The 26,643-nt window shown below is 61.0% G+C and carries 23 protein-coding genes; 11 read left to right on the top strand and 12 right to left on the bottom strand.

Features of this window, described 5'->3' with window-relative positions; genetic code table 11:
* Positions 1–54 precede the first annotated feature (54 nt).
* Positions 55–828: a molybdate ABC transporter substrate-binding protein gene (gene modA / locus G7047_RS15965; protein WP_166307389.1), complete on the bottom strand. Its 774-nt coding sequence runs from the start codon at positions 826–828 to the stop codon at positions 55–57.
* Positions 829–910: 82 nt separating this feature from the next.
* On the opposite strand from modA, the gene G7047_RS15960 reads away from it, so the two are divergent.
* The 7 genes from G7047_RS15960 to G7047_RS15930 all read left to right on the top strand — a co-directional run bounded on the left by G7047_RS15960 (position 911) and on the right by G7047_RS15930 (position 7,869).
* Positions 911–1,684, top strand: coding sequence for a LysR family transcriptional regulator (locus G7047_RS15960; RefSeq protein WP_166307386.1), 774 nt, complete (start codon positions 911–913; stop codon positions 1,682–1,684).
* Positions 1,685–1,868: 184 nt separating this feature from the next.
* On the top strand, positions 1,869–2,645 hold the full coding sequence (locus G7047_RS15955; protein ID WP_166312097.1) for an ABC transporter ATP-binding protein: 777 nt from the start codon (positions 1,869–1,871) through the stop codon (positions 2,643–2,645).
* A gap of 1 nt (position 2,646) precedes the next feature.
* Positions 2,647–3,360, top strand: coding sequence for an ABC transporter ATP-binding protein (locus G7047_RS15950; protein ID WP_166307383.1), 714 nt, complete (start codon positions 2,647–2,649; stop codon positions 3,358–3,360).
* A 47-nt stretch (positions 3,361–3,407) separates the two neighbouring features.
* Positions 3,408–4,607: an ABC transporter substrate-binding protein gene (locus G7047_RS15945; RefSeq protein ID WP_166307380.1), complete on the top strand. Its 1,200-nt coding sequence runs from the start codon at positions 3,408–3,410 to the stop codon at positions 4,605–4,607.
* A 120-nt stretch (positions 4,608–4,727) separates the two neighbouring features.
* A complete protein-coding gene (locus G7047_RS15940; RefSeq protein ID WP_166307377.1) occupies positions 4,728–5,933 on the top strand; it encodes an ABC transporter substrate-binding protein in 1,206 nt (401 codons plus the stop codon).
* Positions 5,934–5,970: 37 nt separating this feature from the next.
* Positions 5,971–6,855 (top strand): branched-chain amino acid ABC transporter permease, encoded by an 885-nt coding sequence (locus tag G7047_RS15935; RefSeq protein ID WP_166307374.1) that lies wholly within the window; start codon positions 5,971–5,973, stop codon positions 6,853–6,855.
* Between the two features lie 15 nt (positions 6,856–6,870).
* Positions 6,871–7,869 (top strand): branched-chain amino acid ABC transporter permease, encoded by a 999-nt coding sequence (locus G7047_RS15930; RefSeq protein ID WP_166307371.1) that lies wholly within the window; start codon positions 6,871–6,873, stop codon positions 7,867–7,869.
* A 72-nt stretch (positions 7,870–7,941) separates the two neighbouring features.
* Here G7047_RS15930 and G7047_RS31405 read toward each other — a convergent pair whose 3' ends face one another.
* From G7047_RS31405 to G7047_RS15880, 10 genes are all read right to left on the bottom strand, one after another.
* Complete coding sequence (locus tag G7047_RS31405; protein ID WP_166307368.1) at positions 7,942–9,882, bottom strand: hybrid sensor histidine kinase/response regulator; 1,941 nt, start codon at positions 9,880–9,882, stop codon at positions 7,942–7,944.
* A gap of 282 nt (positions 9,883–10,164) precedes the next feature.
* The gene (locus G7047_RS15920) at positions 10,165–11,292 is read right to left on the bottom strand and encodes a lipocalin-like domain-containing protein (protein ID WP_166307365.1); all 1,128 of its coding nucleotides are present in this window, start codon (positions 11,290–11,292) and stop codon (positions 10,165–10,167) included.
* 10 nt (positions 11,293–11,302) lie between these two features.
* Positions 11,303–12,382, bottom strand: a complete 1,080-nt coding sequence (locus G7047_RS15915) for a PLP-dependent cysteine synthase family protein (RefSeq protein ID WP_166307362.1) — start codon at positions 12,380–12,382, stop codon at positions 11,303–11,305.
* Between the two features lie 39 nt (positions 12,383–12,421).
* On the bottom strand, positions 12,422–14,995 hold the full coding sequence (locus tag G7047_RS15910; RefSeq protein ID WP_166312096.1) for an FtsX-like permease family protein: 2,574 nt from the start codon (positions 14,993–14,995) through the stop codon (positions 12,422–12,424).
* Entirely contained in the window at positions 14,995–15,678 is a 684-nt protein-coding gene (locus tag G7047_RS15905; RefSeq protein ID WP_240939150.1) for an ABC transporter ATP-binding protein, read from the bottom strand. The genes G7047_RS15910 and G7047_RS15905 overlap by 1 nt, the downstream gene beginning before the upstream one ends.
* Positions 15,675–16,655 carry a tRNA (adenosine(37)-N6)-dimethylallyltransferase MiaA gene (miaA, locus tag G7047_RS15900; protein WP_166307359.1) on the bottom strand — a complete coding sequence of 327 codons (981 nt, stop codon included), beginning with the start codon at positions 16,653–16,655 and terminating at the stop codon, positions 15,675–15,677. The genes G7047_RS15905 and miaA overlap by 4 nt, the downstream gene beginning before the upstream one ends.
* 201 nt (positions 16,656–16,856) lie before the next feature.
* Positions 16,857–17,696 (bottom strand): alpha/beta hydrolase, encoded by an 840-nt coding sequence (locus G7047_RS15895; RefSeq protein ID WP_166307356.1) that lies wholly within the window; start codon positions 17,694–17,696, stop codon positions 16,857–16,859.
* Positions 17,697–17,784: 88 nt separating this feature from the next.
* Positions 17,785–18,237: an HIT family protein gene (locus G7047_RS15890; protein WP_166307353.1), complete on the bottom strand. Its 453-nt coding sequence runs from the start codon at positions 18,235–18,237 to the stop codon at positions 17,785–17,787.
* A gap of 70 nt (positions 18,238–18,307) precedes the next feature.
* Entirely contained in the window at positions 18,308–18,976 is a 669-nt protein-coding gene (locus G7047_RS15885; RefSeq protein WP_166307350.1) for a response regulator transcription factor, read from the bottom strand.
* A complete protein-coding gene (locus G7047_RS15880; RefSeq protein ID WP_166307347.1) occupies positions 18,973–20,400 on the bottom strand; it encodes a cache domain-containing protein in 1,428 nt (475 codons plus the stop codon). Before G7047_RS15880 ends, G7047_RS15885 begins: the two co-directional genes overlap by 4 nt.
* 490 nt (positions 20,401–20,890) lie before the next feature.
* On the opposite strand from G7047_RS15880, the gene G7047_RS15875 reads away from it, so the two are divergent.
* The 3 genes from G7047_RS15875 (at position 20,891) to G7047_RS15865 (ending at position 24,336) form a co-directional block, all read left to right on the top strand.
* Positions 20,891–21,358 (top strand): Rid family detoxifying hydrolase, encoded by a 468-nt coding sequence (locus G7047_RS15875; protein ID WP_371813893.1) that lies wholly within the window; start codon positions 20,891–20,893, stop codon positions 21,356–21,358.
* A 42-nt stretch (positions 21,359–21,400) separates the two neighbouring features.
* Positions 21,401–22,867: an aminotransferase class V-fold PLP-dependent enzyme gene (locus tag G7047_RS15870; protein WP_166307341.1), complete on the top strand. Its 1,467-nt coding sequence runs from the start codon at positions 21,401–21,403 to the stop codon at positions 22,865–22,867.
* A gap of 98 nt (positions 22,868–22,965) precedes the next feature.
* Positions 22,966–24,336: a glycerate kinase gene (locus G7047_RS15865; protein ID WP_166307338.1), complete on the top strand. Its 1,371-nt coding sequence runs from the start codon at positions 22,966–22,968 to the stop codon at positions 24,334–24,336.
* 130 nt (positions 24,337–24,466) lie between these two features.
* On the opposite strand, the gene G7047_RS15860 is transcribed toward G7047_RS15865, so the two are convergent.
* On the bottom strand, positions 24,467–25,492 hold the full coding sequence (locus tag G7047_RS15860) for a porin (protein ID WP_166307335.1): 1,026 nt from the start codon (positions 25,490–25,492) through the stop codon (positions 24,467–24,469).
* A gap of 268 nt (positions 25,493–25,760) precedes the next feature.
* Between G7047_RS15860 and G7047_RS15855 the strand changes: the two genes are divergently transcribed.
* Entirely contained in the window at positions 25,761–26,384 is a 624-nt protein-coding gene (locus tag G7047_RS15855; protein ID WP_166307332.1) for a Crp/Fnr family transcriptional regulator, read from the top strand.
* Positions 26,385–26,643: the final 259 nt, after the last annotated feature.

Raw genomic sequence — 26,643 nt, 5'->3', positions numbered from 1 at the left:
ATGCGTCGATCCTGCGGCGCAGTATCCATCATCCTGTCAGCGCAGAAGCGGAGATCAGAATCCGTAGCCGAAAGTTTTGATCACGGCGCGCGCTTCGTCGCTCTTGAGGTATTTGAGCAGCGCCTTAGCGCTGTCGTTATCGGCCCCCTTGTTCAGCAAAATGGCATCTTGGCGGATCGCCTCATGCATGGTCTCGGGAACGATCCAGTACGAGCCCTTGCTGACCTTGCCGTCCTGCATGACTTGGGAGAGTGCAACGAAGCCCAGTGGCGCGTTGCCGGTGGCGACAAACTGGTAGGTCTGGCCGATGTTTTCGCCGGTCACGATGCGAGGCTTGATGCTGTCGGTGAGCTTGAGTTTTTCGAGCGTTTCCATGGCCGCAGCGCCGTAGGGTGCGAGCTTGGGGTTGGCAATCGAGATGTGGGTGAAGTCGCTTGTGAGCACCTTGCCTTCGCCGTCCACATAGTTGCCCTGCGGGCTCCAGAGCACCAGTTTGCCGATGGCGTAGGTGTAGCGCGTGTCCTTCACGGCCTTGCCTTCCTTTTCAAGCTTCTCGGGCGTGGTGTCGTCGGCCGCGAGCAGCACGTCGAACGGCGCGCCGTTGACGATCTGCGCATAGAACTTGCCGGTCGCGCCCGAGGAGATCACCACCTTGTCGCCGATCGCCTTCTCGAACATCGCGGCGAGCTTGTTCATCGGCGCGGTGAAGTTGGCGGCGACAGCCACAGCCACCTCGCCCGCATGTGCGGCGGGCAGCAACGCGAGCGCCAGCGCGGCCTGCGAGATCAGCTTGAGAGAAGGGGAAATGCGGCTGCGCTGTGCTTTCATGCGTGCGGTCCTTGATTCGTTATTCCATGATTGAATAACGGTAAGTATATGCAATCTGCAAACACGCGGCATCATTCGGGCCATGCAACGAAAACAAAGCGAACCTTCTTTTGTGCAGGCTCTGGGTCATGTGCAGTCGGACCGGCGGCTCGACATCCTGCGCCAGATTGGCGAGCTGGGCTCCATCTCCAAGGCCGGCCGCGCGGTGGGCGTGAGCTACAAGGCCGCGTGGCAGGCCGTGGATACACTCACCAATCTCTCGGGCGTGGCGTTGGTCGAGCGCGTGGTCGGGGGGCGCGGCGGCGGCGGTGCTCAGTTGACCGAGGCGGGCAGGCAACTGTTGGTGGCGGCGCAGACGCTCAGAAGCGCACGCACCCAGGCCGTGGAGCAGGGGCGGATCCAGACCGATGTGCATGCGCAGACCGCAGAACGGCTGGCCGTGCGCACCAGCATGCGCAACCAGTGGCCCTGCGTGGTCAACGACATGGATGTGCAGGGGCAGATCGTGCTGGTGAGTCTGCAGGCGACGGCGAGTGCTGACTTTCGCGTGCGTGCCCGCATCACCCGCGAGAGCGCCGAATTGCTGGGGCTCGGCAAGGGTATTGCCGTGCAAGCGCTGTGTAAGGCAACAGCCGTAGTGGTTGTTGCCCCGGGTTCGGGAAAACTCGAATTGGAGAACTGCTGGAGCGGTTCCATCACGCGGATTTCGCGCGGTTCGTTAGGGGATGAAATCTCCGCAAAGCTAGGCGGGGACTTGCAGATCGTCGGTTTCTCAGCGCCTGGCGCGGGTCTCAAGTCGCGCATGCGTGTGGTGTTGCGTGTGGATGATTCGGCGGTCGTTCTGGCGTTGAGTTGAGGGCCGATTCTGCAATCAGACTGCAAAAACGGCCCAAATAGCGCCGTTTTTTACATAGGCGTAAATACATAGGCATTTCTACCAGTTCCTCCAAATGGAATGCGCACCTAGGATGCGGTGCAACATTACTGAAGGAGACAAGGGTGTGTGGTGCCGAATGGCGGCGCTGCGTACACCGGTTGCCATGAGCGACTTCATTCTGGAAACATCTCATCTCACCAAGGAATTCAAGGGTTTCACCGCTGTCAGCGATGTGAACCTGTCCGTGCGTCGCGGCTCGATCCATGCATTGATCGGCCCCAACGGCGCGGGGAAGACCACCTGCTTCAACCTGCTGACCAAGTTTCTGGAGCCTACCTCGGGCACGATCAAGTTCAATGGTCAGGACATCACCCGCGAAGCGCCTGCGCAGATCGCGCGGCGTGGCGTGATTCGTTCGTTTCAGATCTCGGCGGTGTTCCCGCATCTGACGCTGATGGAGAACGTGCGCCTCGGATTGCAGCGCAAGCTCGGCAATTCGTACCATTTCTGGCAAAGCGAAAAGAGCCTCGATCAGCTCAACGGCCGAGCGGTCGAACTGCTTGGCGAAGTGGGTCTCGCCGACATGGCCGACGAGGTCACCGTGAACCTGCCGTATGGCCGCAAGCGCGCGCTCGAGATCGCCACCACGCTGGCGATGGAGCCCGAGCTGATGCTGCTCGACGAGCCCACGCAGGGCATGGGCCACGAGGACGTTGACCGTGTCACGCAGCTCATCAAAAAGGTGTCGGCTGGCCGCACGATTCTCATGGTGGAGCACAACATGAAGGTGGTCTCCACCATTGCCGACCGCATCACCGTGCTGCAACGCGGCGCGGTGCTGGCCGAAGGGCCTTACGAAGAAGTTTCGAGGAACCCGCAAGTGATGGAAGCCTACATGGGCACAACAGACGCTGGTGCAGCGCTGCAGGGAGCGCATTGAGATGAGCGGAACGCCTGCATTGGAAATCAAGGGCCTGAACGCGTGGTACGGCGAATCGCATGTGCTACACGGTGTCGACATGGTGGTCAAGCCCGGCGAGGTGGTGACACTGCTCGGCCGCAACGGCGCGGGCCGCACGTCCACGATGCGCGCCATCATGGGCCTGACTGGCGCGCGCAAGGGCTCGGTGAAGATCAACGGCGTCGAGACCATCGACATGCCGACCTATCGCATCGCGCACCTCGGCGTGGGTTACTGCCCTGAAGAGCGCGGCATTTTTTCGAGCCTCTCTACCGAGGAAAACCTGCTGCTGCCACCGGTGCTCAAGACCGGCAAGCAGGGCATGTCGCTCGAAGAGATCTACGCCATGTTCCCCAACCTGGCCGAGCGCAAGAACAGTCAGGGAACACGCTTGTCCGGCGGTGAGCAGCAGATGCTGGCGGTGGCGCGCATTCTGCGCACCGGCGCGAATTTGCTGCTGCTTGACGAAATCTCCGAAGGCCTTGCGCCGGTGATCGTGCAGGCGCTTGCACGCATGATCATCATGCTGCGCGAGAAGGGTTACACGGTCGTCATGGTCGAGCAGAACTTCCGTTTCGCCGCGCCACTGGCCGATCGCTTCTATGTGATGGAACACGGCCAGATCGTTGAGCGCTTCGGCTCGAGCGAGTTGGAGGCCAAGATGCCGGTGCTCAACGAGTTGCTCGGTGTGTGAGTCAGAGTTATTTCAAAAGTCAGTTTGAATTTCAAAGGAGATACGTAATGAAGGCAACTCTCAAGGCACTCGTGTGCGCAATGGGTGTGGTGGGTCTGGCATCGGCAGCGACGGTGCATGCCCAGGAGAAAGTGAAGATCGGCTTCATTACAGACATGTCCAGCCTCTACGCCGACGTGGAAGGCAAGAACGGTGCGGTCGCCATCCAGATGGCGATTGACGACTTCGGTGGCAAAGTGCTGGGCCAGCCCGTTGAACTGGTCTCCGCAGACCACCAGAACAAGGCCGACATCGCCGCATCCAAGGCGCGCGAGTGGGTCGACACCGCTGGCGTGACCATGCTGTTCGGCGGTACCAACTCCGGCACGGCACTGGCCGCAGCCAAGGTCGCTCAGGAAAAGAAGCGCGTGTACTTCAACAGCGGTGCGGGTTCCGCAGCGCTGACCAATGAGCAGTGCAGCCCCTACACCGTGCACTACGCCTATGACACCGTGGCACTGGCCAAGGGCACGGGTGGCGCGGTGGTGGAGCGCGGCGGCAAGAGCTGGTTTTTCCTGACGGCGGATTACGCCTTCGGTCACTCGCTCGAAGCCGACACCTCTGCCGTGATCAAGGCCAAGGGCGGTACGATCACCGGCGCGGTGCGTCATCCGCTGAACGCATCCGACTTCTCGTCCTTCCTCTTGCAGGCGCAGAATTCCAAGGCGCAGGTGCTGGGTCTGGCCAACGCGGGTGGTGACTTTATCAACTCGGTGAAGGCCGCCAAGGAATTCGGCATCAACAAGACCATGAAGACCGCCGGTCTGCTGGTGTTCCTGTCCGACATTCATTCGCTGGGTTTGAAGAACACCGAAGGCCTGCTGCACACCACCAGCTGGTACTGGGACAAGGATGAGCCATCGCGCGCTTTCGCCAAGAAGTTCTTCGACAAGACCAAGCGCATGCCCACCGACATCCACGCGGCCGACTACTCCGCCACGATGAATTACCTGAAGGCCGTCGCTGCTGTGAAGACCACGGATGCCGACAAGGTCATGGCCTATCTGAAGGCAACGCCAATCAACGACTTCTACGCCAAGGGCACGATCCGTCCCGATGGCCGTTTCGCCCACGACATGTTCCTGGTCGAAGTGAAGAAGCAAGCCGACTCCAAGAAGCCATGGGATTACCTGAACGTGCTGCAGACACTGCCTGCCGACACGGTCTGGACGACCAAGGCCGAGTCCAAGTGCACGCTCTGGAAGTAAGGTCTATTTAACCGGGAGGATGACGGTCACCGGTGCGCTTCGTGCGCAGGAGCCTTCATCCGTTCTTCGGTAATCCCCGTTTTCGCCCTCACGTCAAAAAACCATCTGGAGACATACAACATGCAGACGAAGAGCAAGTTCACAGCCCTGGCCACGGTTCTCGCAGCGGCGGGCCTTTTCTCTCATGCGGCCATCGCGCAGGAGCAGAAGGTCAAGATCGGTCTCATCACCGACATGTCGAGTCTCTATGCGGACGTGGAAGGCAAGAACGGCGGCGTTGCCATCCAGATGGCGATTGACGATTTCGGTGGCAAGGTGTTGGGCATGCCCATCGAACTGCTGACCGTGGATCACCAGAACAAGGCGGACATCGCGGCATCGAAGGCCCGCGAGTGGATCGACACGCAGGGCCTGACGATGATCTTCAGCGGCACCAACTCCGGCACGGCACTGGCTCTGGCCAAGGTCGCGCAGGAGAAGAAGCGGGTGATGATCAACAACGGCGCTGCGTCCTCCGCGCTCACCAACGAGCAGTGCACGCCCTACACCGTGCACTACGCGTACGACACCGTGGCGCTGGCCAAGGGTACGGGCGCTGCGGTGGTAGACGCGGGCGGCAAGAGCTGGTTCTTCCTGACGGCGGACTACGCTTTCGGTCACTCGCTTGAAGCCGACACCTCGGCCATCGTCAAGGCCAAGGGTGGCTCTGTGGTGGGCGCGGTGCGCCATCCGCTGAATGCGTCGGACTTCTCGTCCTTCCTGCTGCAGGCGCAGAACTCCAAGGCTCAGGTGCTCGGCCTCGCGAATGCGGGCGGCGACACGATCAACTCGATCAAGGCAGCCAAGGAGTTCGGCATCGGCAAGTCGATGAAGCTCGCCGGTCTGCTGATTTTCTACAGCGACATCCACAGCCTGGGTCTCAAGACCACCGAAGGCATGCAGTTCACCACGAGCTGGTACTGGGACCTGAACGACGAGACGCGCAAGTTCGCCGACAAGTTCATGGCCAAGACCCAGCGCCGCCCCACCGAGATTCAGGCGGCCGACTACTCGGCCACCATGAACTATCTGAAGGCCGTGGAAGCCGCCAAGACGACCGACGCCGACAAGGTGATGGAAACCTGGCGCGGCATGAAGATGAACGACTTCTTCGGCGCGGGCCAGATCCGTCCGGATGGTCGTTATGTGCATGACATGTACCTCATGCAGGTCAAGGCTCCTTCGGAATCGAAGGGGACTTGGGACTACTACAAGCTGATCAAGAAGTTGCCGGGCGACCAAGTGTTCGCCACCAAGGCCGAGAGCAAATGCGCTCTTTGGAAATGACACGGCGACGCGGCTGAACCTCTAACTTTTGCTACCCATGGAAATCTTTGGTGTCTCCCTACCGGCCATGCTGAGCCAGCTCCTTCTGGGGCTGGTCAATGGCTCGTTCTATGCGATCCTCAGTCTGGGTCTGGCCGTGATCTTCGGCCTGCTCAATGTGATCAACTTCGCGCATGGCGCGCTGTTCATGCTTGGGGCGCTGCTCACCTGGATGGCCATGAACTACTTCGGCATCAACTACTGGGTGATGCTGATATTGGCGCCGCTGATCGTGGGCCTGGTCGGGGTGATCATCGAGCGCACGATGCTGCGCTGGATCTACAAGCTCGATCACCTCTACGGCCTGCTGCTCACGCTGGGCCTGACGCTGATGATCGAAGGCGTGTTCCGCTCGATCTACGGCGTCTCGGGTTTGGGCTATGACACGCCCGAGCTGCTCGAGGGAGCGACCAACCTTGGCTTCATGATGCTGCCCAACTACCGTGCGTGGGTGGTCGTGGCCTCCATCGTCGTGTGTCTGGCCACCTGGTATGTGATCGAGAAGACCAAGCTCGGCTCATACCTGCGTGCCGGTACCGAGAACCCGCGACTCGTTGAGGCCTTCGGCGTCAATGTGCCGGTGATGATCACGCTGACCTACGCCTTCGGTGCCGCTTTGGCCGCCTTCGCTGGCGTGCTGGCAGCACCTGTGTATCAGGTGACTCCGCTCATGGGGCAGAACCTCATCATCGTCGTGTTCGCGGTGGTGGTGATTGGCGGCATGGGCTCGATCATGGGCTCCATCCTCACGGGTCTGGGCCTTGGCGTGGTCGAAGGTCTCACCAAGGTGTTCTATCCAGAAGCCTCGTCCACCGTGGTGTTCGTCATCATGGCCATTGTTCTGCTCATCCGCCCCGCCGGCCTGTTCGGCAAAGAGAAATAAAAGGGGCACAGTCACATGAATACGAAGAAATTTGCTCCCATTGGATATGGCCTGCTGCTGCTTGGTTTGATCATTGCTCCGTTCGCCGGTGCCTACCCGGTGTTCGTGATGAAGCTGATGACGTTCGCGTTGTTCGCCTCGGCCTTCAACTTGCTGCTCGGCTATACCGGCCTGCTGTCCTTCGGTCACGCCGCCTTCCTCGGTGGTGCCGCCTACATCACCGGCCAGTCCATCAAAGTCTGGGGCGTGACGCCTGAAATCGGTCTGCTGCTGGGCTTGGTGACGGGTGCGCTGCTGGGCCTCGTGATGGGCTTCTTTGCCATCCGCCGTCAGGGCATCTACGCGACGATGATCACGCTGGCACTCGCCCAGATGCTGTACTTCGCCTGTCTGCAATTGCCTTTCACCGGCGGTGAAGACGGCCTGCAGGGCGTGCCGCGTGGCAAGCTGTTCGGCGTGCTCGATCTGCAAAGTGACCTGACGATGTACTACGTCTGCCTCGTGGTGGTCGTGCTGGCTTTCCTGGTGATCGTGCGCACGATTCATTCGCCGTTCGGTCAGGTGCTCAAGGGCATCAAGGAAAACGAGCCACGCGCCATCTCGCTGGGCTACGACACCAACCGCTTCAAGCTGCTGGCCTTCGTGATTTCTGCGGCTTTGGCTGGTCTTGCGGGTTCCCTCAAGACGCTGGTGCTCGGATTTGCCACGCTGTCCGACGTGCACTGGAGCGCATCGGGGCACGTCGTGCTGATGACGCTGGTGGGTGGCCTCGGCACACTGTCCGGCCCAATCCTTGGCTCCGCCGTGGTCGTGCTGCTCGAGAACAAGATCGGCGATTTCGGCAACTTCCTTGCGCATCTCACGGGTGTCGAGTGGTTCAATACGCTGGGCGAGTCGGTGACCATCGTGACCGGTCTGATCTTTGTGGTTTGCGTGCTCGCGTTCCGCCGCGGTTTGATGGGTGAGCTGATTGCTTGGCTTGAGCGCAAGAGAACAGGCAACAAAGCCCACTGATTTTCTGGTGGACTGATCGAAAACCGCAGGATTTGTTTTCTGCGGTTTTTTCTTTTGCACAAAGCCGGAGGCTCAGCGATCCGCTTTTACCTTGTGTGCGGAGACTGTCTCCTGAATCTTGTTGAATAGCTGCTCGAGCGTGAACGGTTTGAAGAGCACAGGATGCTTCCCCTTGATCAAACCCTGTTGGATGACCGTGTCCTCGGAATACCCGGTTGCAAAGATCACGGGCACGTCCAGATGCATCTCCTCGAGCTTGTGCAGGAAGCCTGTGGTGTTCATCTTTCCGGGCATCCTGATGTCGGAGATGATGAGATCGGCCTTGACGCCTCTGCTGAGGAACTCCACGGCGTACTCTGAATTGCAGGCCGTGGTAACGGAGTGATAGCCCACGCCGTAGAGCGCCTGCGCGAGCGCGTTGCGCACGCCAGCGTCATCGTCGATGATCATCAGCGATTCGTCGCCAGAATGGATTTTTGGCTCTTCTTCGGTGTGCAGTTCGATGATGGGCTGCGAAGATTTGGGCAGGTACAACGACATCGTGGTGCCCACGCCTGCGAGCGATTCGACATCGAGAAAACCGCCCGAGCTTTCCGCGAAATTCTTCACCATCGGCAGGCCCAGCCCCGTTCCCTTGCCCGGCGCCTTGGTCGTGAAGAAGGGCTCGAAGATGCGCGAGATGACGTCCGGAGGCATGCCCTCGCCATCGTCGTGCATCTTGAAGACCACGTATTCCACGCCGTCCTCATGACCGTGTCGCTGCGCGTTGCTTACGCCCAGCGTGACCGTTCCCTTGCCCGCGACGGCGTCGCGCGCGTTGATCGCGAGATTGATCAGCGAGTTCTCCAGGTACATCTTGTCGACGAGGACATTGTCGATCTCGTCGTCAAGCTGGATGGTGAAGCTGGTCTCCGCGCCCACGGCGTTTTCGAGCAGCTCGCGGATGTCCTGCAGCAGCTGCCTAGGGTCTACCGCCAACTGGCTTTGTGGCTTGCGTCCGCTGAAGCCCATGAGTTGCGAAGCGAGTCGAGCGGCTTTTTTGATGTGGGTCCGAACATTGTTGGCAGATGCCTTGAGCTCCTGATCCTGCAGCCGCTTGTGCAGCAGATCGGCATTCAGACTCATGATGAACAACAGATTGTTCAGATCATGCGCTATGCCACCTGCCAAGTTGGAGACCAGCTCCATTTTCTGGGCTTGGGCGAGCAGATCGTTGGACTCCTTGAGCAATCGCTTGTCGTTGTTGTGACTGGCCTTGAGCGTCTCGATATCTGATTTGAGTCGGGCTTCAGTGTCGACGAACGACTGAATGTTGATGCCAGTGCCGACCCAGTGCTGAACCTCGCCGTCGTCGCCGCGAATCGGTGTATAGGACGATAGATGCCAGTGGTAGTTGCCGTCGTTGTCACGCACGCGGTAGCGAAAGGGCCGCACGATGCCATCCATCATCGCTTTGGCGAACGTCTTGTTGGCTTCAGGCAGATCGTCGGAATGGATCTTTGAGATCCAGTACGTGTTGGATGCGTCGTGCACGACTTCCTGCTCGTGCGAGAAACGGTTGGCTGTGTGATTGATCCAGAAAATTTCGCCTTGCTGACTGCTCATCCATACATTGAGGGGAAACTGTTCCAGGGATTTCTGAAAGCGATGTTCAAGCATCGACTCCTGCGGGCGAAGCTTCTTCGTCGTGGTGGCCAAGGGGATGGCAATGAGTTGAATCGCATGCAGCCCATTGCCCGGGCCGACCAAGGGTGAGAGTTCGAGCGCCAGTTGTGACGGTGAATGTTCCAGCGTCACCGGCTTCATCGTGGCCTGGCACTGGCTGATCAGGGCAAGAATTTCCGGATAGTCTTTGAGCAGGTTCTTGCCGCAGATGATGTGATGTTCCTTGAGGATCCGCTCAAGCGCATTGTTCACCGCGATCTGCGTGCCATCGTCTTTGCTCAGGACCGCATGCGCGATGCGGGACTGCCGCATGGACTCGCTGATGACGAAGACAATCTGATCATGCATGATGATGAGGCCATTTTGAAAGTTGGAAATCCACCAATGCAGAATCTGTATTGCACGCGTGCCATTTTTCAGTGTGAGTGCAAACATGAATTCCCACGGCGAACTCCATGTTTAAATTACTATCAATTAAATTTTGTTGATTAACATTGGCTATGTTTTGATTTTAGTATTAGCAATCGGATGAAGAATGTCAATCAATTTAATCTCAGGGGCTTCCCTGAGCGATCAGACGACCAAGTGAGTCCCCGAGTAGGGCGTTACTCAAGGGCCGGCGGCCACTCGTCAATTCAGCCGAATGCCGGAAGCGTAGCCGGTCATCTCCAGATAGCCGCGTCCGAGAGAAACTCCCGACAGATTCCGTAGATCGCTTAGGCCTTCCCAGTAGACCGTTCCGGTGGAGCCGCTACTGTCGAGCTCTTGGTCATCAAGCAACGCCAATACGCGAAAGTTACCGACGGGTGTGTTGACTTGCCATTCAACTGGATAGCGCGCTCGACTGTGCGGGCTTGTCCAGTGGCGGGTGGGTGCGAAGACCACTTCCTCTTTGGCAAAGATGCGGGGCAATGCGGTGTTGTCGGTCGCCCGCATTGAGCCGCCTGCCCAGAGCGCGCTGCCATCCGCTCGTCGCAGGCGGAATGCGGTCAGAGCCGAGCCATCGAACAGGTTCATGCCGATCCAGTCCCAGCCCACGGCCTCTGGATGCAGGAGGGCCTCGCTCCACTCATGGTCCATCCACGCGCGATTGACGCGCGGCCCAGCCGTATCGTCCACCGCATGGTGCACGCCGTCGATCATGAGCCTGCCACGCACCGCGAGCTGTGGAGCGCTGTAGTAATAGCTCGCCTGATCGGCATCAGGCCCTTTGCGTGACTGGCCCGCGTTGCCCTGCAGCAGCAGAGGCTGCGTTCCTTGCAGCGACAGATCGATTTCGAAACGCGGGGCCTTGATGCGGGTGAGAAATTGGTATTGACCCACCTCCCCGACGCGCTTCAATGACCAGTCGCGCAGATGCACATCGCAGTCGGTTTCCGATGCGCCCGCAATGCCAAAGCCCGCGCGTGCCACGCGTTGGTCGTGATGCTGCACGGTGCCATCGATGTCGGTCACTGCAGCGTGCGCAAAGATCAGCTGCTTGGCTGCAAATGCCGACTGCATGCCTTGGGTCGAAGCCACGCGTGAGCGGAAGAAGGTCACCTGAAACCCGAACGGCTTGCCCGCCGAGTGCACATGCCCGGTGATGTACCACCACTCGGTCTGCAGCTCCGGATGGCTGCCATGATCGCGCGGAAAAACCAGCGTGCGTGTGGGCAGGGCGAGGGCAGATGACACCATGCCCGAAAACGACGAGGCCGCCATCAAGCGAGCGGCCAACGCCACCCAGTCTCGCCGAGTCAGCCTGTCGTACTTCATTGGCCGCCTGTCAGGCGACGAGCGCCTGGATGCGCGCACCGGCAGTGTCACATGAGCCCATGCAGCTGGAGACCCATTGGTCGTTGAAGTAGGTGGGTAGATAGCGTTCACCGGAATCGCACAGCAACGACAGAATCGATCCCTCCTGCCCCGCATCCCGCATCTCGCATGCGAGGCGCAACATGGCCACGAAGTTGGTGCCAGTGGACGGCCCCACGCGACGACCGAGCATGGCGGACAGCGCCCGCATAGCTGCGATCGAATCCACATCTGCAACTTCTTCCATGCGATCAACCAGCGTGCGAATGAAGCTCGGCTCCACACGTGGGCGCCCGATTCCCTCGATGCGCGAGCCGGGCGCGGTCAGCGTGTCGACGCCCGTGCGGTGATACGCGGCAAACACGGAACCCGCAGGGTCAGCCACGCACAGCTGCGTCGCATGGCGCTGAAAGCGCACATAGCGCCCGATGGTTGCGCTCGTGCCGCCCGTGCCCGCGCCGACCACGATCCAGCGCGGCACCGGATGGCGCTCACGCTGCATCTGCGAAAACATGCTTTCCGCGATGTTGTTGTTGCCCCGCCAGTCGGTCGCGCGCTCGGCATAGGTGAACTGGTCCATGTAGTGACCTCCGGTCTCGCTCGCTACCATGCGCGCTGCGTCATAGACCTCACCGGCCGACTCCACGAAATGGCAGCGCCCGCCATAAAACTCGATCAGCGCGACCTTCTCCGCGGACGTGCTGCGCGGCATCACCGCCACAAAAGGCAGCCCCAGAAGCCGCGCGAAATACGCCTCGCTCACGGCGGTAGAACCGCTCGACGCCTCGACCACTGTCGACTGCTCATGCAGCCAGCCATTGCACAGCGCGTAGAGAAACAGCGAGCGCGCCAACCGATGCTTGAGACTGCCGCTCGGATGGGTTGATTCGTCTTTGAGATAGAGATCGATGCCATGCTCGGCGAAGGCTGGCATGGGCAGCGGAATCAGATGCGTATCGGCGCTGCGCTGGTAATCGGCCTCGATGCGGGCGATGGCATTGTGCAGCCAACTCGATGGCGCAGTGAGAGAAGCGTTGGCGGTATGTTCCATGGCTTGTGATTGTGGCAGTGCGTGGGACGCAACGCGGGATTACCAGTCTTCCTTCACGGCCAATATCGCGGACTTTCCAGCTGCAGCCCGGCCCGCAATCCACGCAGTGAGAGTACCCGCCGCGATGAGAGAGAGCGCAAGCAACGCGAGGCGCAGCCAGGGCAGGTGCAGGTCCATGGTCCAGTGGAAGCTCTGCGGGTTGACGACGAAGATCAGCACGGCCGATACCGCGATGCCAAGCAGGGTGCCGGTGATTGCACCGATACAGGTCCATGCGGCGCCTTCTCCAGCGACAACGGCGAGGATCTGCGCGCGTGTGAGGCCGAGGTGTGCGAGCAGCCCGAATTCCTTGCGTCGGGCGAGTACCTGTGCACTGAAGCTGGCGGCGACGCCGAACAGGCCGATGCCGATGGCGACGATCTGCAGCCAGTAGGTGACGGCGAAGGTGCGGTCGAAGATCGCGAGGGAGCGCGCGCGGATTGCGCCCGAGGTCGTGAATTCGAGCGCGACATTGGGCGCGGCGGCGGTGATGCGTTGCTGCAGGGTGGGCAAGTCCGCGCCGGGGCTGGGCCAGATGGCGAGATCGCTTGCGCGGGCATCGCCGGTGAGTTGTTCGTAGGCCGATGCATCGATCACGATGGCACCGAACTGGCGCACATAGTCGCGCCACACACCGGCCACGAAAAAGCGTGTTGACGATTGCTTGGGAGCGCTGCTGTTATCGGCCTGCATCGCGTTGGAGAGAGCGGGCCATTCGTCGCCGGGATGCACGTTGTAGAGCGCTGGAACGGCTTCGCTCACATAGACCGCAATGGTCCCGGAAGGTGCCTGCAGCGGCGCATCCACCAGCACGAGGGTCTGTTCGACCTGTTGACCGAGCGGTTTGGCGAGCATGGTGAGAGGGGCTTGTGTATTGTTCAGGCGCAGGCTGCTGACGCGCTGCGCCTGCATGTGCTCGATGCCCTCGATGCTGGAAATCGCACGCACCTGATCGCGCGAGAAGATGGCCGCGTCGTCGCCTGCGGGCATACCTAAGGCACGCACATACATAGGCGCAGGCACGACGGTTTCCAGCCATTGACTGACGGATGCGCGAAAGCTCGTGACCATCACGGTGAGTGCGACCGCAAGGCTTAGGCTCGCCACGACGCCTCCCACCGTGACGGCTGCAACGTCGCGCATGCGGTGCGCGCGTTCCACCGTCAGCAGGAGGAGCACGTGATCGCGTGCGAACGGCAGGGCGATCTGCAGTAGCAGTTGAACCATCCATGGCAGTAACGCGATGCCGCCCGTCAGCAGCAGACCGACCGCGACATACGCCGCAACGGGGATGCCTTGAACCGGAGGCACCATGGCAAGGCAGGCGCTGGCGGCAAGCAGCATCAGACTCAGCCAGGGCTTGTGCGGTGCACGTGTCATCGCGCCGAGGCCCTTGAGTGTTTGCGCAGGCGGAAGGCCGAGTGCCTGTCTTGCGGGCCACCAGCCGCCAATGAGTGCGGCCAGCACGCCAAGCGCTCCGTAGAGTGTGGCCGTGGTTCCGCTCCATTGCAGTTGCGGCTGTACGCCTGCGAAGTAGCCGCCACCGAGATCGCCGCCGAGCACGCACAGCGCGAGCGCGGCAAGTGCGGTGCCAAGCGCAATGCCCAGTGCGCTGCCGAACAGCCCGATGGCACCCGCTTCGGCCAACACCAGCATGCGGCGCTGCTGCGGCGTGACGCCGAGTACGGCGATCAAGGCGAGTTGCGGCGCGCGCTGTGCCACACCGAGCGCGAGCACCGAATAGACGAGGAAGGCGCCCGTGAACAGCGCCACCAGTGCCAGCACGGTGAGGTTCACGCGGTAAGCGCGCGAGAGGTTGTCCACGCGCTGCGTGGTGTCGCCGGGCATGCTCAGCAACACGTTGCGCGGCCAGCCGGGCAGCTTTTGCAGATCGCGCTGAATGCGTGCGAGGTCTTCGCCTTCACGCAGTTGCAGGTCGATGCGGCTCAGCTCACCCGCGCGTGCGAATAGGTCCTGCGCCGCGCCGATGTCCATCACCCCAGTAGGCGTGCCGGGCGCGGAAATCGTGCCCGCGATCTTCACGACTTGGGATGCCGCTCCAGATTGCAGGCGCAGCGTGGCGCTTGGCAGATCGGACTCTTGTATCTGCAGGGCCTTGAGTGCGGCGGCGTTGAGGAACAGCGTGTCCGGCGCGAGCATAGCCAGCCGCTCGGCGCCCTTGGCGGTGCGCGGCATCAGTGCGGGTGCCATGGTGGCGACGCTGAGCGTGTCGGTGGCGAGCACGCGCAAGGCCACGGCTTGTGAGGATGTTTGATCGGATCTGGCAAGGGCGGTGACGTCGAGCCACGGGCCTGCGAGTGCGACCGCAGGCTGTGTGGCGACAAGGCCATAGAGCGACTCGGGCAGTGTGCCGTGTGATGCCCTCAGTTCTAGATCGGGCTGGCCCTGCACCGTGCGCACGGCGCGCGAGAATTCGCTGAGGGCAGATGCGTTGATCAACTGAACCGAGAGACCGAGGGCCACACCGAGCATCACCGCCACGACGGCGGCCAATGTGCGCCATGGATGGTGGCGCGCGTTTTGCCAGACCACGGTGCGGAGCAGGGCCAGCATCATGGGGTGTGGAGCTGCATACCGCTGGCGGTGAGACGCAGCACGCGATTGGCGCGCGCGGCGGCCTGTTCGGAGTGGGTGACGAGCACCAGCGCCGCACCGTTCTCGCGCGTCTGCGCGACCAGCAGGTCCATGATGCGTGCGGCGGTTTCGGAATCGAGGTTGCCGGTGGGCTCGTCGGCGAGCAGCAGCGGCGGCTTGTGCACCAGCGCGCGCGCAATCGCGACGCGTTGCAGTTGCCCGCCCGAGAGTTCCTGTGGCAGGCGTGCGCTCTTGCCTTCAAGACCGACCGCTTGCAGCATGGCCTGCACGCGGGCGGGATCGTTCTGGTTCAGCAGCATCAACGGCAGGGCGAGGTTCTGCGCGACGTCCAGATGCGGCAGCACGTGAAAGGCCTGGAACACAAAGCCGACGTGGCTGCGACGCCAGATGGCGCGGGCCTTGTCGTCCATGCGGCCCAGATCCGCCGTGCGATGCGTGATCGTGCCGGCATCCCAGGTGTCGAGCCCCGCCATGCAGTTGAGCAGCGTGGATTTGCCGACGCCCGATTCGCCGACCACGGCGATGAATTCACCGGCACACACGTCCATGTCGACATCCCCGAAGACGACAGCATCGCCGTAGCGTTTGGTCAGCCCGCGCAGACTCATCAAGGGGTTGGCGGTCGGCGCGCTGGTTGTCATGCTGTGATTCCGCTGGCGTGCACGCGCGCGATGATGGTATCGACCAGCACGGTAGTCGCATTGACCTGATCGCATGCGACGACATGGCGCTCGGGCATGCTGCGCAGCCAGGTGATCTGGCGTTTGGCGAGCTGGCGCGTGGCCACGATGCCGCGCTCGGTGAGCGTGGACATGGACTGCGTTCCGTCCATCGATTCCCATGCCTGACGGTAGCCGACGCAGCGCATCGATGGCAGATCGGGGTTCAGGTCGCCGCGTGCGCGCAGCTGTTTCATCTCGTCGAGAAAGCCGCTGTTCAGCATGATGTGAAAGCGCTGGGCGATGCGCTCGTGCAGCCATTTGCGGTCGTTCGGCTCGAGCGAATAAAGGGCATCTGCCGTGAGGGGGCTGCTGGAGGATTTGGGTGATGGGCGCGAGTGAAAACTCGATAGCGGTTGGCCCGAGACATGCCAGACCTCGAGCGCGCGCTGGATGCGCTGGCTGTCGCCGGGCGCAAGACGTGCCGCAGTGGTGGGGTCGATCTTGGCGAGCTCGGCGTGCATGGCGGGCCAGCCAATCTCTGCGGCCTGCGCGTCCAGCGTGGCACGCACCTGCGGGTCGGCGGCGGGCATGTCGTCGATGCCGTCGATCAGCGCCCTGAAGTAGAGCATGGTGCCGCCCACCAGCACGGGCAGTGCGCCGCGTGCGTGGATCTCGGTGATCAGGCGGTTGGCGTCGTTCACGAACTCGGCCGCGCTATAGGCTTCGAGCGGATCGAGGATATCGATCAGATGGTGCGGCACCTGCGCCAGTTCGTCGCGCGTGGGCTTGGCGGTGCCGATGTCCATGCCGCGATAGACCAGCGCCGAATCCACGCTGATGATTTCCACCGGCAACTGCGGCGCGAGTCGGGCCGCCAACTGCAGGGCGACGGCGGTCTTGCCGGATGCGGTGGGCCCCGCGATGGCGACGCAGGGCAGGGAGGAGAAATCGGTCATGCGCCGATTGTCCGTCAGCGCAGGCATGCGCAGAGAAGTGAGGGGGGATAGCCCCGTCAAGGGAGCAGGCTGGAGGAAATGTGAGATAGACGCAGCGGGGCGCAATTCCCTGCGGACACTCGAGTTTTCTCAAGCCAACTTTGCACCACTTTTTTCTCACTGCGTGTGCCAAGTGGTGGCCAAGTCTTGCGATTGGCTAGTTCAGATTTTGAGATCAAACAGTTCGCGCAGGCTCTCACGGTATTGGGCCATACCAAGCGAATTTGTGTTGTGGTGCGTTCCGCCTTCAACCAGAACAAACCGCTTGGGGCCGGGTGCAGCCTCATAGAGCTTGCGGCCGAGGTCGGCGGGAATCAGCTTGTCGGCGCTGCCATGCACTACCAGCAGCGGTGACCGGATGTCGGCGACCTTGCGCACGCTCTCGAAGCGTTGGGTGATCAGCGGCGAGACCGGTAGCCAGCCCCATTTGAAGGAACTGACCACATCGGGAATGCTGGTGAACGTGCCTTCGACCAGCGTGCCGCGTTCATCGCGCACTTTGGCCGCCAGATCGATGGCGATGGCGCCGCCGAGTGAGTGGCCGAAGATGAAACGGTCGTTCCTTGGCGCCTTCAGGGCGAGCCATTGCCATGCGGCCTGCGCGTCTTCGAGCGCAGATGCTTCAGACGGTAGCTCATGGGTGCTTTGCCCAAAGCCGCGATAGTCCACCGCCAGCACCGAAAAGCCGAGGCTGTGCATGCGCCGGATGCGCGGCACCGAGCCCGAGACGTTCCAGCGTGCACCGTGAAGATAGAGCATCACGGGTGCCTTGGGCGAAGCCGCGGGCATCCACAGCGCGTGCAGTTTCTTTTCTTTGCCTGGCAGGGATGACGCGAGCGGAATCCATACATCCTCGAGCCCGCTCATGTCGCGGTTTCCGCCCCAAGCGCGATCACTGGGTTGAAAAATCCATTCGCGCTGCTTGGCGTCGAGCGCAACGGCACCCGTGGCCAGAGCCATGGAGGCGACGGCGGTGGAGGCGAGAATCCAGCGTTTTTTCATGATCGCCGAGTGAGACTTGTTTCACACAGAAAAAGTTCAATGAGCGGATTTTATTACTGTGAAGACCGCATTTATCAGCAGAAGATGCCTAATTGAAAGCTTCTTTTAGTGCAGATTGGAGGTGCCGGGCGTACTCGTCAAGTACCTTGGCGCCGGGCTCTTTGCGGGGCCAGCTCAGTTCGATGCCGTCGTCTGCATGGCGCGGAACGACATGCATGTGAAAGTGCTTGACGGTCTGCCCGCCTTCGGCGCCGTTGGCCTGCAGCAGCGTGAGCCCGGCGGAGGGGAAGGCTTTCTGGGCAGCCAGCGCGATGCGGCGGCTCACCTGCATGACGGCGGCGGCTTCGGCATCGGTCAGGTCATAGAGTGTGTCGGCATGGCGTTTGGTGGCGACGAGCACATGGCCGGGTGTCACCTGCCCCAGATCCATGAACGCGATGGTGAGCTCGTCCTCGTGCACCACGGCGGCAGGAATTTCACGTGCGACAAGGCGACAGAAGATGCAATGGCCGGGCGGCGAGGTGTCTACGAAATTGGGCAAAACCGTCTCCTGAGGGTTCAATGGAATGTGCTGTTCTGCCCGAGTCTACGCAATCCGGCTTCTTTTTCACTCAGGACTGCGGCTGAAGGTCGGCATAGTCGACGGCGTATTTGACGAGTGCGGCGCGGCCATCGATGCGCAGCTTGCGGCGCAGGTGCAGGCGGTGTGTCTCCACGGTACGGATGGATGAGCCCATGAGTTCGGCGATTTCCTTGTTGGAGTGGCCCTGCGCCAGCAATTGAAGCACGGTGGTTTCGCGTGGGGTGAGTGTTCGATGGGTACGTTGGGCGGCACCGTGGTCGCCTGCTGGTTGAAGCCACTGCTCGAGACCGGGGCTCAGGAACGAGCGTCCCGCGTGCACCAGTTCGATGGCCTGCACAAGCTGCTGGGCGGGAGCGTCCTTGAGTACATAACCGCGCGCTCCCAGCATCATGGCGCGCCGCACATATTCTTCTTCCTGATGCATGGAGAGCACCAGTACGCGGATCAGTGGATAGCGTTCGCGAAACGCCGCAGTGAGCTGAATGCCGCTTGCACCCGGCATGCGGATATCGGTGATCACGATGTCGGGTTGCGCTTGCGAGGAGAGCTCCAGCGCTTCGTTGGCACAGTGGGCTTCGGCGACGACGCGAATGTGAGGCGTTGCTTCAAGTCGCATGCGAACGCCGTCGCGCACCAGCGGGTGGTCGTCGACCAGCAGCACACGAATGGGGGAGTGGTGGAGTGATGGCGGGTTCATGCGGGTGCGTAGCTGGAGTCGAAACGGGAATGGGGCAGGGCCGTGTCGTTGCCCGCTTCGGCGTGCAGCGGCAGGGTGGCGACGATGCGCGTACCCAGACGGCTGGCGCTAATCGAAAACTGGCCGTCAAGCGCCTCGATGCGTTCGCGCATGTTGCGAAGGCCAATGCCACGGTTGCCATCGGCAAGCACGCGCTGGATGTCGAAACCCTGTCCGTTGTCTTGTACGACGAGAGCGATACTGCGCGGATCGATGCGCAGGCTGACCAGCACATCGCACGCATTGGCATGGGTGCAGGCGTTCTTCACGGCTTCTTGCGCCACGCGGTACAGCGCCGTGGCGTGGGTGTTGGGAATGGGCTGGGCCTCGCTGCAGGGCCCGAAGCGCACATGGGTTGCGCCGCCCTTGCACATCTGCTCGCTCAGCAGGGCCAATGCTGCGGGCAGGCCCAGATCGTCAAGCAGCGCTGGGCGCAGGCCATGTGACACGCGGCGGATTTCGGTGAGTGCATCGTTCAGGCGCGCAAGGCCCTGGTCCAGCGCCTTGCCGTTGGGGGCAACCCCGTCCTGCGGTGCCGCGTACTGCTGTTGCAGTTGCGCCGTTTCCAGCAGAAATTTCGATGACACCAGCACCTGCACCACGCCATCATGCAGATCGCGCGCGACGCGGGCGCGCTCCTCTTCCTGCGAGTGCACAACGCGCTGGGCCAGCCGCCGCAACTTGACGCTCGAGATGCGATGGTCCTTCAAGTTGAGCAGCACACCGGCCGACGCGATCAACACCATGCACAGTGCCGCGATCAGATAGATGCGCCGTTGGGTGGCGGCGATGTTGTTCTTGGCGTGCTCGTCAATGCGGGCAAGTGTTTCCTGCACATCGTCCAGATACAGACCCGTGCCCACCACCCAGTTCCAGACCGGAACCTGCAGGACATAGCCGAGCTTGGGAGCAAGAATCTGCGAGGAGGGTTTGTGCCATTCATAACGCACGAGTCCACCCCCGGCCTTCGCCATGTCGAGGATGAGCTTGGCCTGCGTTTGGCCGCTCGGCGTATTGGGATCGCACAGATCGACATTCGCGACCGCCATCTGTTCGGGGTTCACCAGCAGTTGGCCGTGCTGGTCGTAGAGAAAGAAATAGCCGTCGTCGCCGAACTTCATACGCGCCACGACGTGCATGGCCTTCTTCTGCAGATCGGTGTCGCTCGCGTCGGAGGATTCCGCGATGCGTTCGATGGTGCTGCGCGCCAGTTCGACGTAATGACGCAGCTCGGTTTCCTTGCTGTGCAGATAGGCGGCCTCAACGAGTTTTCGTTCTTCGTTCGCCAATGACATCGTTTGGTGACGCGTCGTGATCCCCATGCAGATCAACGCCACACCCACGGGGATGGTCGCCATCAATATCAGTTTGAGACGCAGCTGCATGGAAATTCAAGGAATGAAGCAGTGCATGAATCATTGCTTTTTCAATCCTGCCGTCAAGTGGTTTATCCCGGATTGCAAATGCATTTTTCAATGCATTCCATTTGTTGGAAAAATAATGCTTTCACTTATTTCCCGTTGATATTGAATGGATTATTTTGGTGCGCTTCGTTGTGTGAGTGCGTCTGTATGGTGCGGCAAGAGAGGATGACGTGCTCTGAAAAGAGGTGCATTTTGTCGTGGCGCATTATTGCGGTGCAATATGCTGCTGATTATGTTTTGTGTGTTCATTTGTTTTGCGTAGTAGCACGTAGATTAATTTGCGTAGTACTGCGTAAGGGAAAAAAGACGGTTGAGATTGCTTTGTGTGTTTTTAGAATTCATTCGTGTCATGTGCTTGGTCAAGGTGTGAAATTTGGAAAATATTTGACCAATGAAAAGAGATTTTCAAATCAAATTTTGGTCTTGATAGTGTTTTAAAAGGAGTTTCATGATGAAGAGAAATTCATGTCGGTTCACCGCCGTTCTGGGGGGCGTTGCACTCTCCGTGATATTGGGGGGATGTGCAGCGCCCGGTAGCAAGCGGGAGGTGTTGTCCACCAACCAGATCTATCCCGCCATCGGTCCGTATTCGCAGATGGTCTCGCACGGCAGCACGATCTATTTCTCCGGCGTGCTGCCGCTCAATGCTGCGGGCAATGCGCTGGCGGGCCCCTCGATCGAGGAGCAGACACGCGCTGTGCTTGATTTCATCGGTGCCAAGCTCAAGAGCCAGGGGCTGGGGTATGAGGATGTGTTGGCCACCACGGTCTACATGAAGGACCTCAACGAGTTCGGTGCCATGAACAAGGTGTACGGGGAGTACTTCAAGTCCGCCGCACCGGCGCGCGCCACGGTGGAGGTTGCTCGTCTGCCGCGCGACGTGAAGATCGAGATTGCAGCCGTCGTCGGGCGTCGTTGATCTCTTCGAGTCCAGACATTCCATCCATCCACGGAGGCTCCCATGAATCAGACCATCACTCAATCGACCGCCAACGAGCCATGCGCGCAAGAGAGCATGGATACCAGTCGCTGGACATCCAAGCGCCGCGACTTTCTGCGCATGCTGGGCTATGGCGCTGGCGCCACGGCACTCGGACCCATGCTTGCCGCATGTGGCAGCAGCAATGCGCAATCGACTTCGGAGGCGCTGCGTGCACAGCTCGTGCAGGACGCGGGATTTTGGAGTGGCGTACAGGGTATGTTCGTGCTCAATCCGGCCAAGACGTTCCTGAACATCGGCACGGCGGGGTCGATGCCTTCGACCGTCCTGGACACGTTTTCTACGTTAAACCGCGCCAAGGCCGTGGACTGCCTGAACGGCTATTCCAATCTGCTTGATCTTCGCACGGCGGCTGCACCGGGTTTTGGCGTCGATCCCGATGAGCTGGCGTTCTCGGCCAACACCTCGTCGGGCATGTGCCATGCAATTTTGGGCATCGATTGGAAGGCTGGTGATGTGGTGGTGACAACCAACCACGAGCATGGCGGCGGCGACACGCCGCTCAAGATTGCCACAGATCGATATGGCATCGAAGTCTCGCGCATCGCCATGCCGGTGGGTAACAATCAGACCGCCGCCACCTACGTGAACTTGTTCGATGAACGCATCCGCGCACTCAAGGCCCAGGGCAAACGCGTGCGGGCGATGATGTGGTCTTCTCCGACCTACAAGACCGGCACGATGCTGCCGATTGCGGATCTGATGTCGGTGGTGAAGACGCATGGGCTCATCAGCATCGTGGACGGTGCGCACCTGCCGGGCATGATGGCCTACAACTATGCGGATCTTGGCATGGACTTCATGTCTGGCGCCGGGCACAAGTGGCAGTGTGGTCCGGGGTCGACAGGCATTCTCATCGTGCGCAACAAGATTCGCGCGTCCAACCCACTGCCGCTGCCCAAGTGGTTCCCGATTCACACGAGTTCGTATTCGGCGCTGGAACGCACCACCAATGGAAAGGAAACGTATGACATCGCAGCAACCATTACCAGTTGCGGCAGCGTGCATACACCGATGTTCGCGTCGCTCGTGCAGGCTTGCAAGATGTGGGATGAGATTGGACGCAAGAAGGTCGAAACCTACGACCTCACGCTCGCGTCGTATCTGAAGGAAAAGGTGGCGGAGCGCTGGGGCATCGATTCGCTGTATGCGCCCAAGGATGATCCCAAGCTTCTGTCGGCGCTGACCTCGTTCAATCCGTTCCAAAACAAAGACGACGTGATGAGCAGTCAGAAGTCTTCAAGTTTCGTGGCGAGGCTGGCGGCGGAGTATCCGCAGGGCTTCGTGATCCGCAACTCCAATTTCCCGGTGATCGGTGCGCCGGCAGACCACTATGGCGTGCGCGTGTCCACTCATCTGTGGCATGACGCGACCGATGTGGACTTGTTGGTCGATGCGATGTGGGACCTGTCGAAGAAGATGGCCTGATCGCAGCTTGCCAAACGCCCTATTGCGTGCTGTGGAAAGCGGTGAGCGATATGGCCGGTCCGGCGTGTGGGTGAGCCATCGCTCCGTACAATTTGCGAATGCCCTCACATGCCGACTCCCTTTCCCTGGATGCCGTCGCAGCTGCCACTGATGCGGTTGCGCCGGATTTTCGCCGCGATCCTCGCGGCTTTTTGCTTTCGCTGTATGCCGTGGCCGTGCGGCGCGCGCAGCCTTTGCACACGCTGAAGGATCATCTGCCCACGCCACCGAAAGGTCGGACGCTCGTGATCGGCGCGGGCAAGGCGGGCGCCGCCATGGCGCAGGCGGTGGAGGCGCTGTGGCCCGAAGATGCGCCACTGTCGGGGCTGGTGGTCACGCGCTATGGGCATATCCCAGAGCGTCCCGAAGGTCTTGCGCAGCGCATCGAGATTGCCGAGGCGGCGCACCCGGTGCCCGACGCGGCGGGCATGGCGGCGGCCGAGCGGATCCTGCAATTGGTGGGGGGGCTGAAGGCGGATGATCTGGTGCTGTGCCTGATCTCGGGAGGCGGCTCGGCCTTGCTGAGCTTGCCGGCCGATGGGCTCACGCTGGCCGACAAGCAGGCCATCAACAAGGCCTTGCTCGAGAGTGGCGCGAACATTGCCGAGATGAACTGCGTGCGCAAGCATCTCTCGCGCATCAAGGGCGGGCGACTGGCGGCGGCCTGCGCGCCCGCACAGGTGGTGACGCTCACGATCAGCGACGTGCCAGGGGATGATCCGGCCATTATTGCAAGTGGCCCGACGGTGCCAGATGCGACGACCTGCGCCGATGCGCTTGCGATTCTCAAGCGCTACCGGATCGAGGTGCCTCGGGCGGTACTCGCGCAACTCGAGCGCGGCGAACTGGAAACGCCCAAGCCCGATGACACAGTGTTCACGGGCCAGACCGTGCACCTGATCGCCACGCCCCAGCAGTCGCTGGAGGCGGCCGCCGATGCGGTGCGCGCGGCGGGGCTGGCCGTGCATGTGCTGAGCGACGAGATCGAAGGCGAATCCCGTGACGTGGGGCGGGTACATGCGGCGCTGGCAAGGGCCACCGTCCGGCACGGCGAGCCGTTCGCCAGGCCCTGCGTGATTCTGAGCGGTGGCGAGACGACGGTGACGATCCGCTCTCAACCCGCAGGAACGCCCAAGGGCAGGGGCGGGCGGGCAGGCGAATTCTGCCTCGGGTTGGCGCAGGCGCTGCAATCACAGGCGGATGTGTGGGCGCTGGCGGCCGATACCGACGGCATCGACGGTGTGGAAGACAACGCGGGCGCGTTCGTCACACCTGACACGCTGGCGCGCGCCGAGTCTGTAGGACGCAAGGTGGCGGATGCGCTTGATCGTAACGATGCGTATGGCTATTTCGATGCCATTGGCGATCTACTCGTGACGGGGCCGACGAACACCAATGTCAACGATTTCCGCGCCGTGCTGGTGCTGTGAGCATTCTTCGACGCTGGAAAGCACAACGCGCGCAAATCCTTCAAGGGTTTGCGCGCGCAGGTCTTGGAGGACTTTTCGATCAGGCGGCCACTCGCAATAGCAGCCCGACCGTCTCAGGACTCAAGTCTGATCAGAAGCGGTGGCGAATGCCCACGCCGTAGCTCGTACCAGAGTTGTAGTTCGTGATCTTGTCGTTCATGACCATGGCGTACACGTCGGTGCGCTTGGACAGGTTGTAGTCGTAGCCCACGGTGAGGGTCTTGCGGTTCATGTCCGCGCCCGACAGCTTGGTCTTGGCCCACGAGCCGACCACGGCGCCAGCGCCCAATGGCACGGATGCGCCCACTTGCAAGGTCTTGGCAGTGATGTCGGTGTTGTCGGCTTCGGACTGGCCGTATGACAGGTAAGGCTTGACCATCTTCAGGTCATACGCGCCGCCCAGCATCCAGGCCGTCTTGGTTGTGCCCAGATAGGTGCCGGAGCCGGGGTTGCTGATCTGAGCGCGCTCGTAGAAGCCGGTCAGCGTCAGGGGACCACCGAAGTAGAAGAAGTTTGCGCCGACGTTGCGCTTGTTCTTGTTGTCGCCGGTCTGCTCGCCGAACTGGTACTGCAGATTGGCCTTGAAGCCGCCGATGTCGGGCGTGCTGTAGACGAGCTGGTTGCTCCATCCGGTGTCAGCAGGGGTCGTGGACTTCCAGCCAGTGCTGTTGAACAGAGGCACGTTCATGTGCAGGATCAATGGAGCGAAGACAAACGAGTCGCCCAGCGGATTGGCGATCACGGAAGGCAGGAAGTTGGGTGCCATCCAGCGACCCAGCAGCACCGAGCCGAAGCCGCCGGACAGGCTGACGTTGGCATCGCGCGAGAAAAAGGTGTCGCCTGTGAAGCGGCCCTGCGTGCCGGTATCGGTCTGCAGGAACGAGGTCAACTGGAAGTTGGCCTTGAGACCGCCGCCCAGATCTTCGCTGCCGGTGAAGCCGAACCACGATGTGGTCAGGCCGCCGCTGTTCACGACGTTGGTGCGATCAGCATCGCCAGCCATCTTCATGGAACCGACGAAGATGTCGCTGGTACCAGACAGATTGACCGTGCTTTGCGCGTATGCACCGGTGGTGCAAAGGACAGCGGCCGCAAAGGCCAGCATGTTTTTTTTCATGAATTCTCCTGCTGAAAAAGTAGGCCGCCAAGTGGGCGTGGCGGATGTCGATGAACCCGTCATCGGAACTCCCCAAAAATGACGAATTTGTGTCGACGGGTAAATTGTCGAAAAGCAAACATCGTGCCGCCAGCTTTTTCTTGATATTTCGCAGGAAGTGTTGTTTGTAGCGCACCAAGTCGCACCCCTACCTTCGTTGTAAGTTAGTGAATAGGTGTTTTGACTTGTCTCAATGTCGGAAGTGAGTGAGGACTGCAAAGTACGACCCATGCTTCCACTGTCATCCTCCCATTCTGTTGCCTCGCCCGAAATCGTCCAAGCTGGCCGAGTGCTGCGTGAACGCTCGCAGCGCCCTGACAGCGTGATCTATCTCGATAGTGGACGGGTGCTTTTCGGACTGCTGGAGTCCGGTCAGCTGCGTCATCAGCTCGGAATGGTGGAGGGTCCGATCTGGCTCGATGCCGCGCCAGTGCTCATGAATCAGACCTACCCCGTGGATATCATTGCTGATACACAGGTGAGCCTGCGCCGGATTCCTCTGCCGGAATTCCACAAGGCCTATGCCGAACTCTCGCGCGAGACCCAGACACTGGTCCGCGACATGGCGTCCGGCTATGTGCAGCAGACCGAACTCGCCGTGAGCCGACTCGCGCAGGACGCCGAGGCGCGCTGTGCCCAATGGTTGCTGCGCCATGCGTCGCCCGCAGAGGACGGCAGCCTGCAGGTCACGCTGCAGCAGCGAAAGCGCCTGATCGCCGCCCAGCTAGGCATCGCGCCCGAAACTTTCTCGCGCGTGCTGCGTCATCTGCGCGAGCATGGCCTGATTGCAGGTACAGGAAACGTGCTGAGTCTGCCGCAACCCACTGCATTGCAGAACGTGGCGCGCTGCTGAGACTCTTTCTCGCTCTGCTCGCCGCATCGAGGTGAGCACTGGCGGCCCTGAAACACCTTCCATTCGCAAGAATGGGCGGTGTTTTGCAATGGGGCAAAAAACGATCTGCAGGCGAAACTCGGGCCCTGAAACGTGCGTACTTTCCCCAATGCACCATGCTGGAGCGCACCTCGCACCGTTTGCGGCCTGTAGGTGCGGATCGCATTCTGATGTGCGACAACACGGCATGGCTCGCGAGCGGCGCACGTGATTCGTTGCT

It is taken from the genome of Diaphorobacter sp. HDW4A, from assembly GCF_011305995.1.
Classification (GTDB): Bacteria; Pseudomonadota; Gammaproteobacteria; order Burkholderiales; family Burkholderiaceae_C; genus Diaphorobacter_A.
This window is presented reverse-complemented; position numbering and strand designations above follow the sequence as displayed.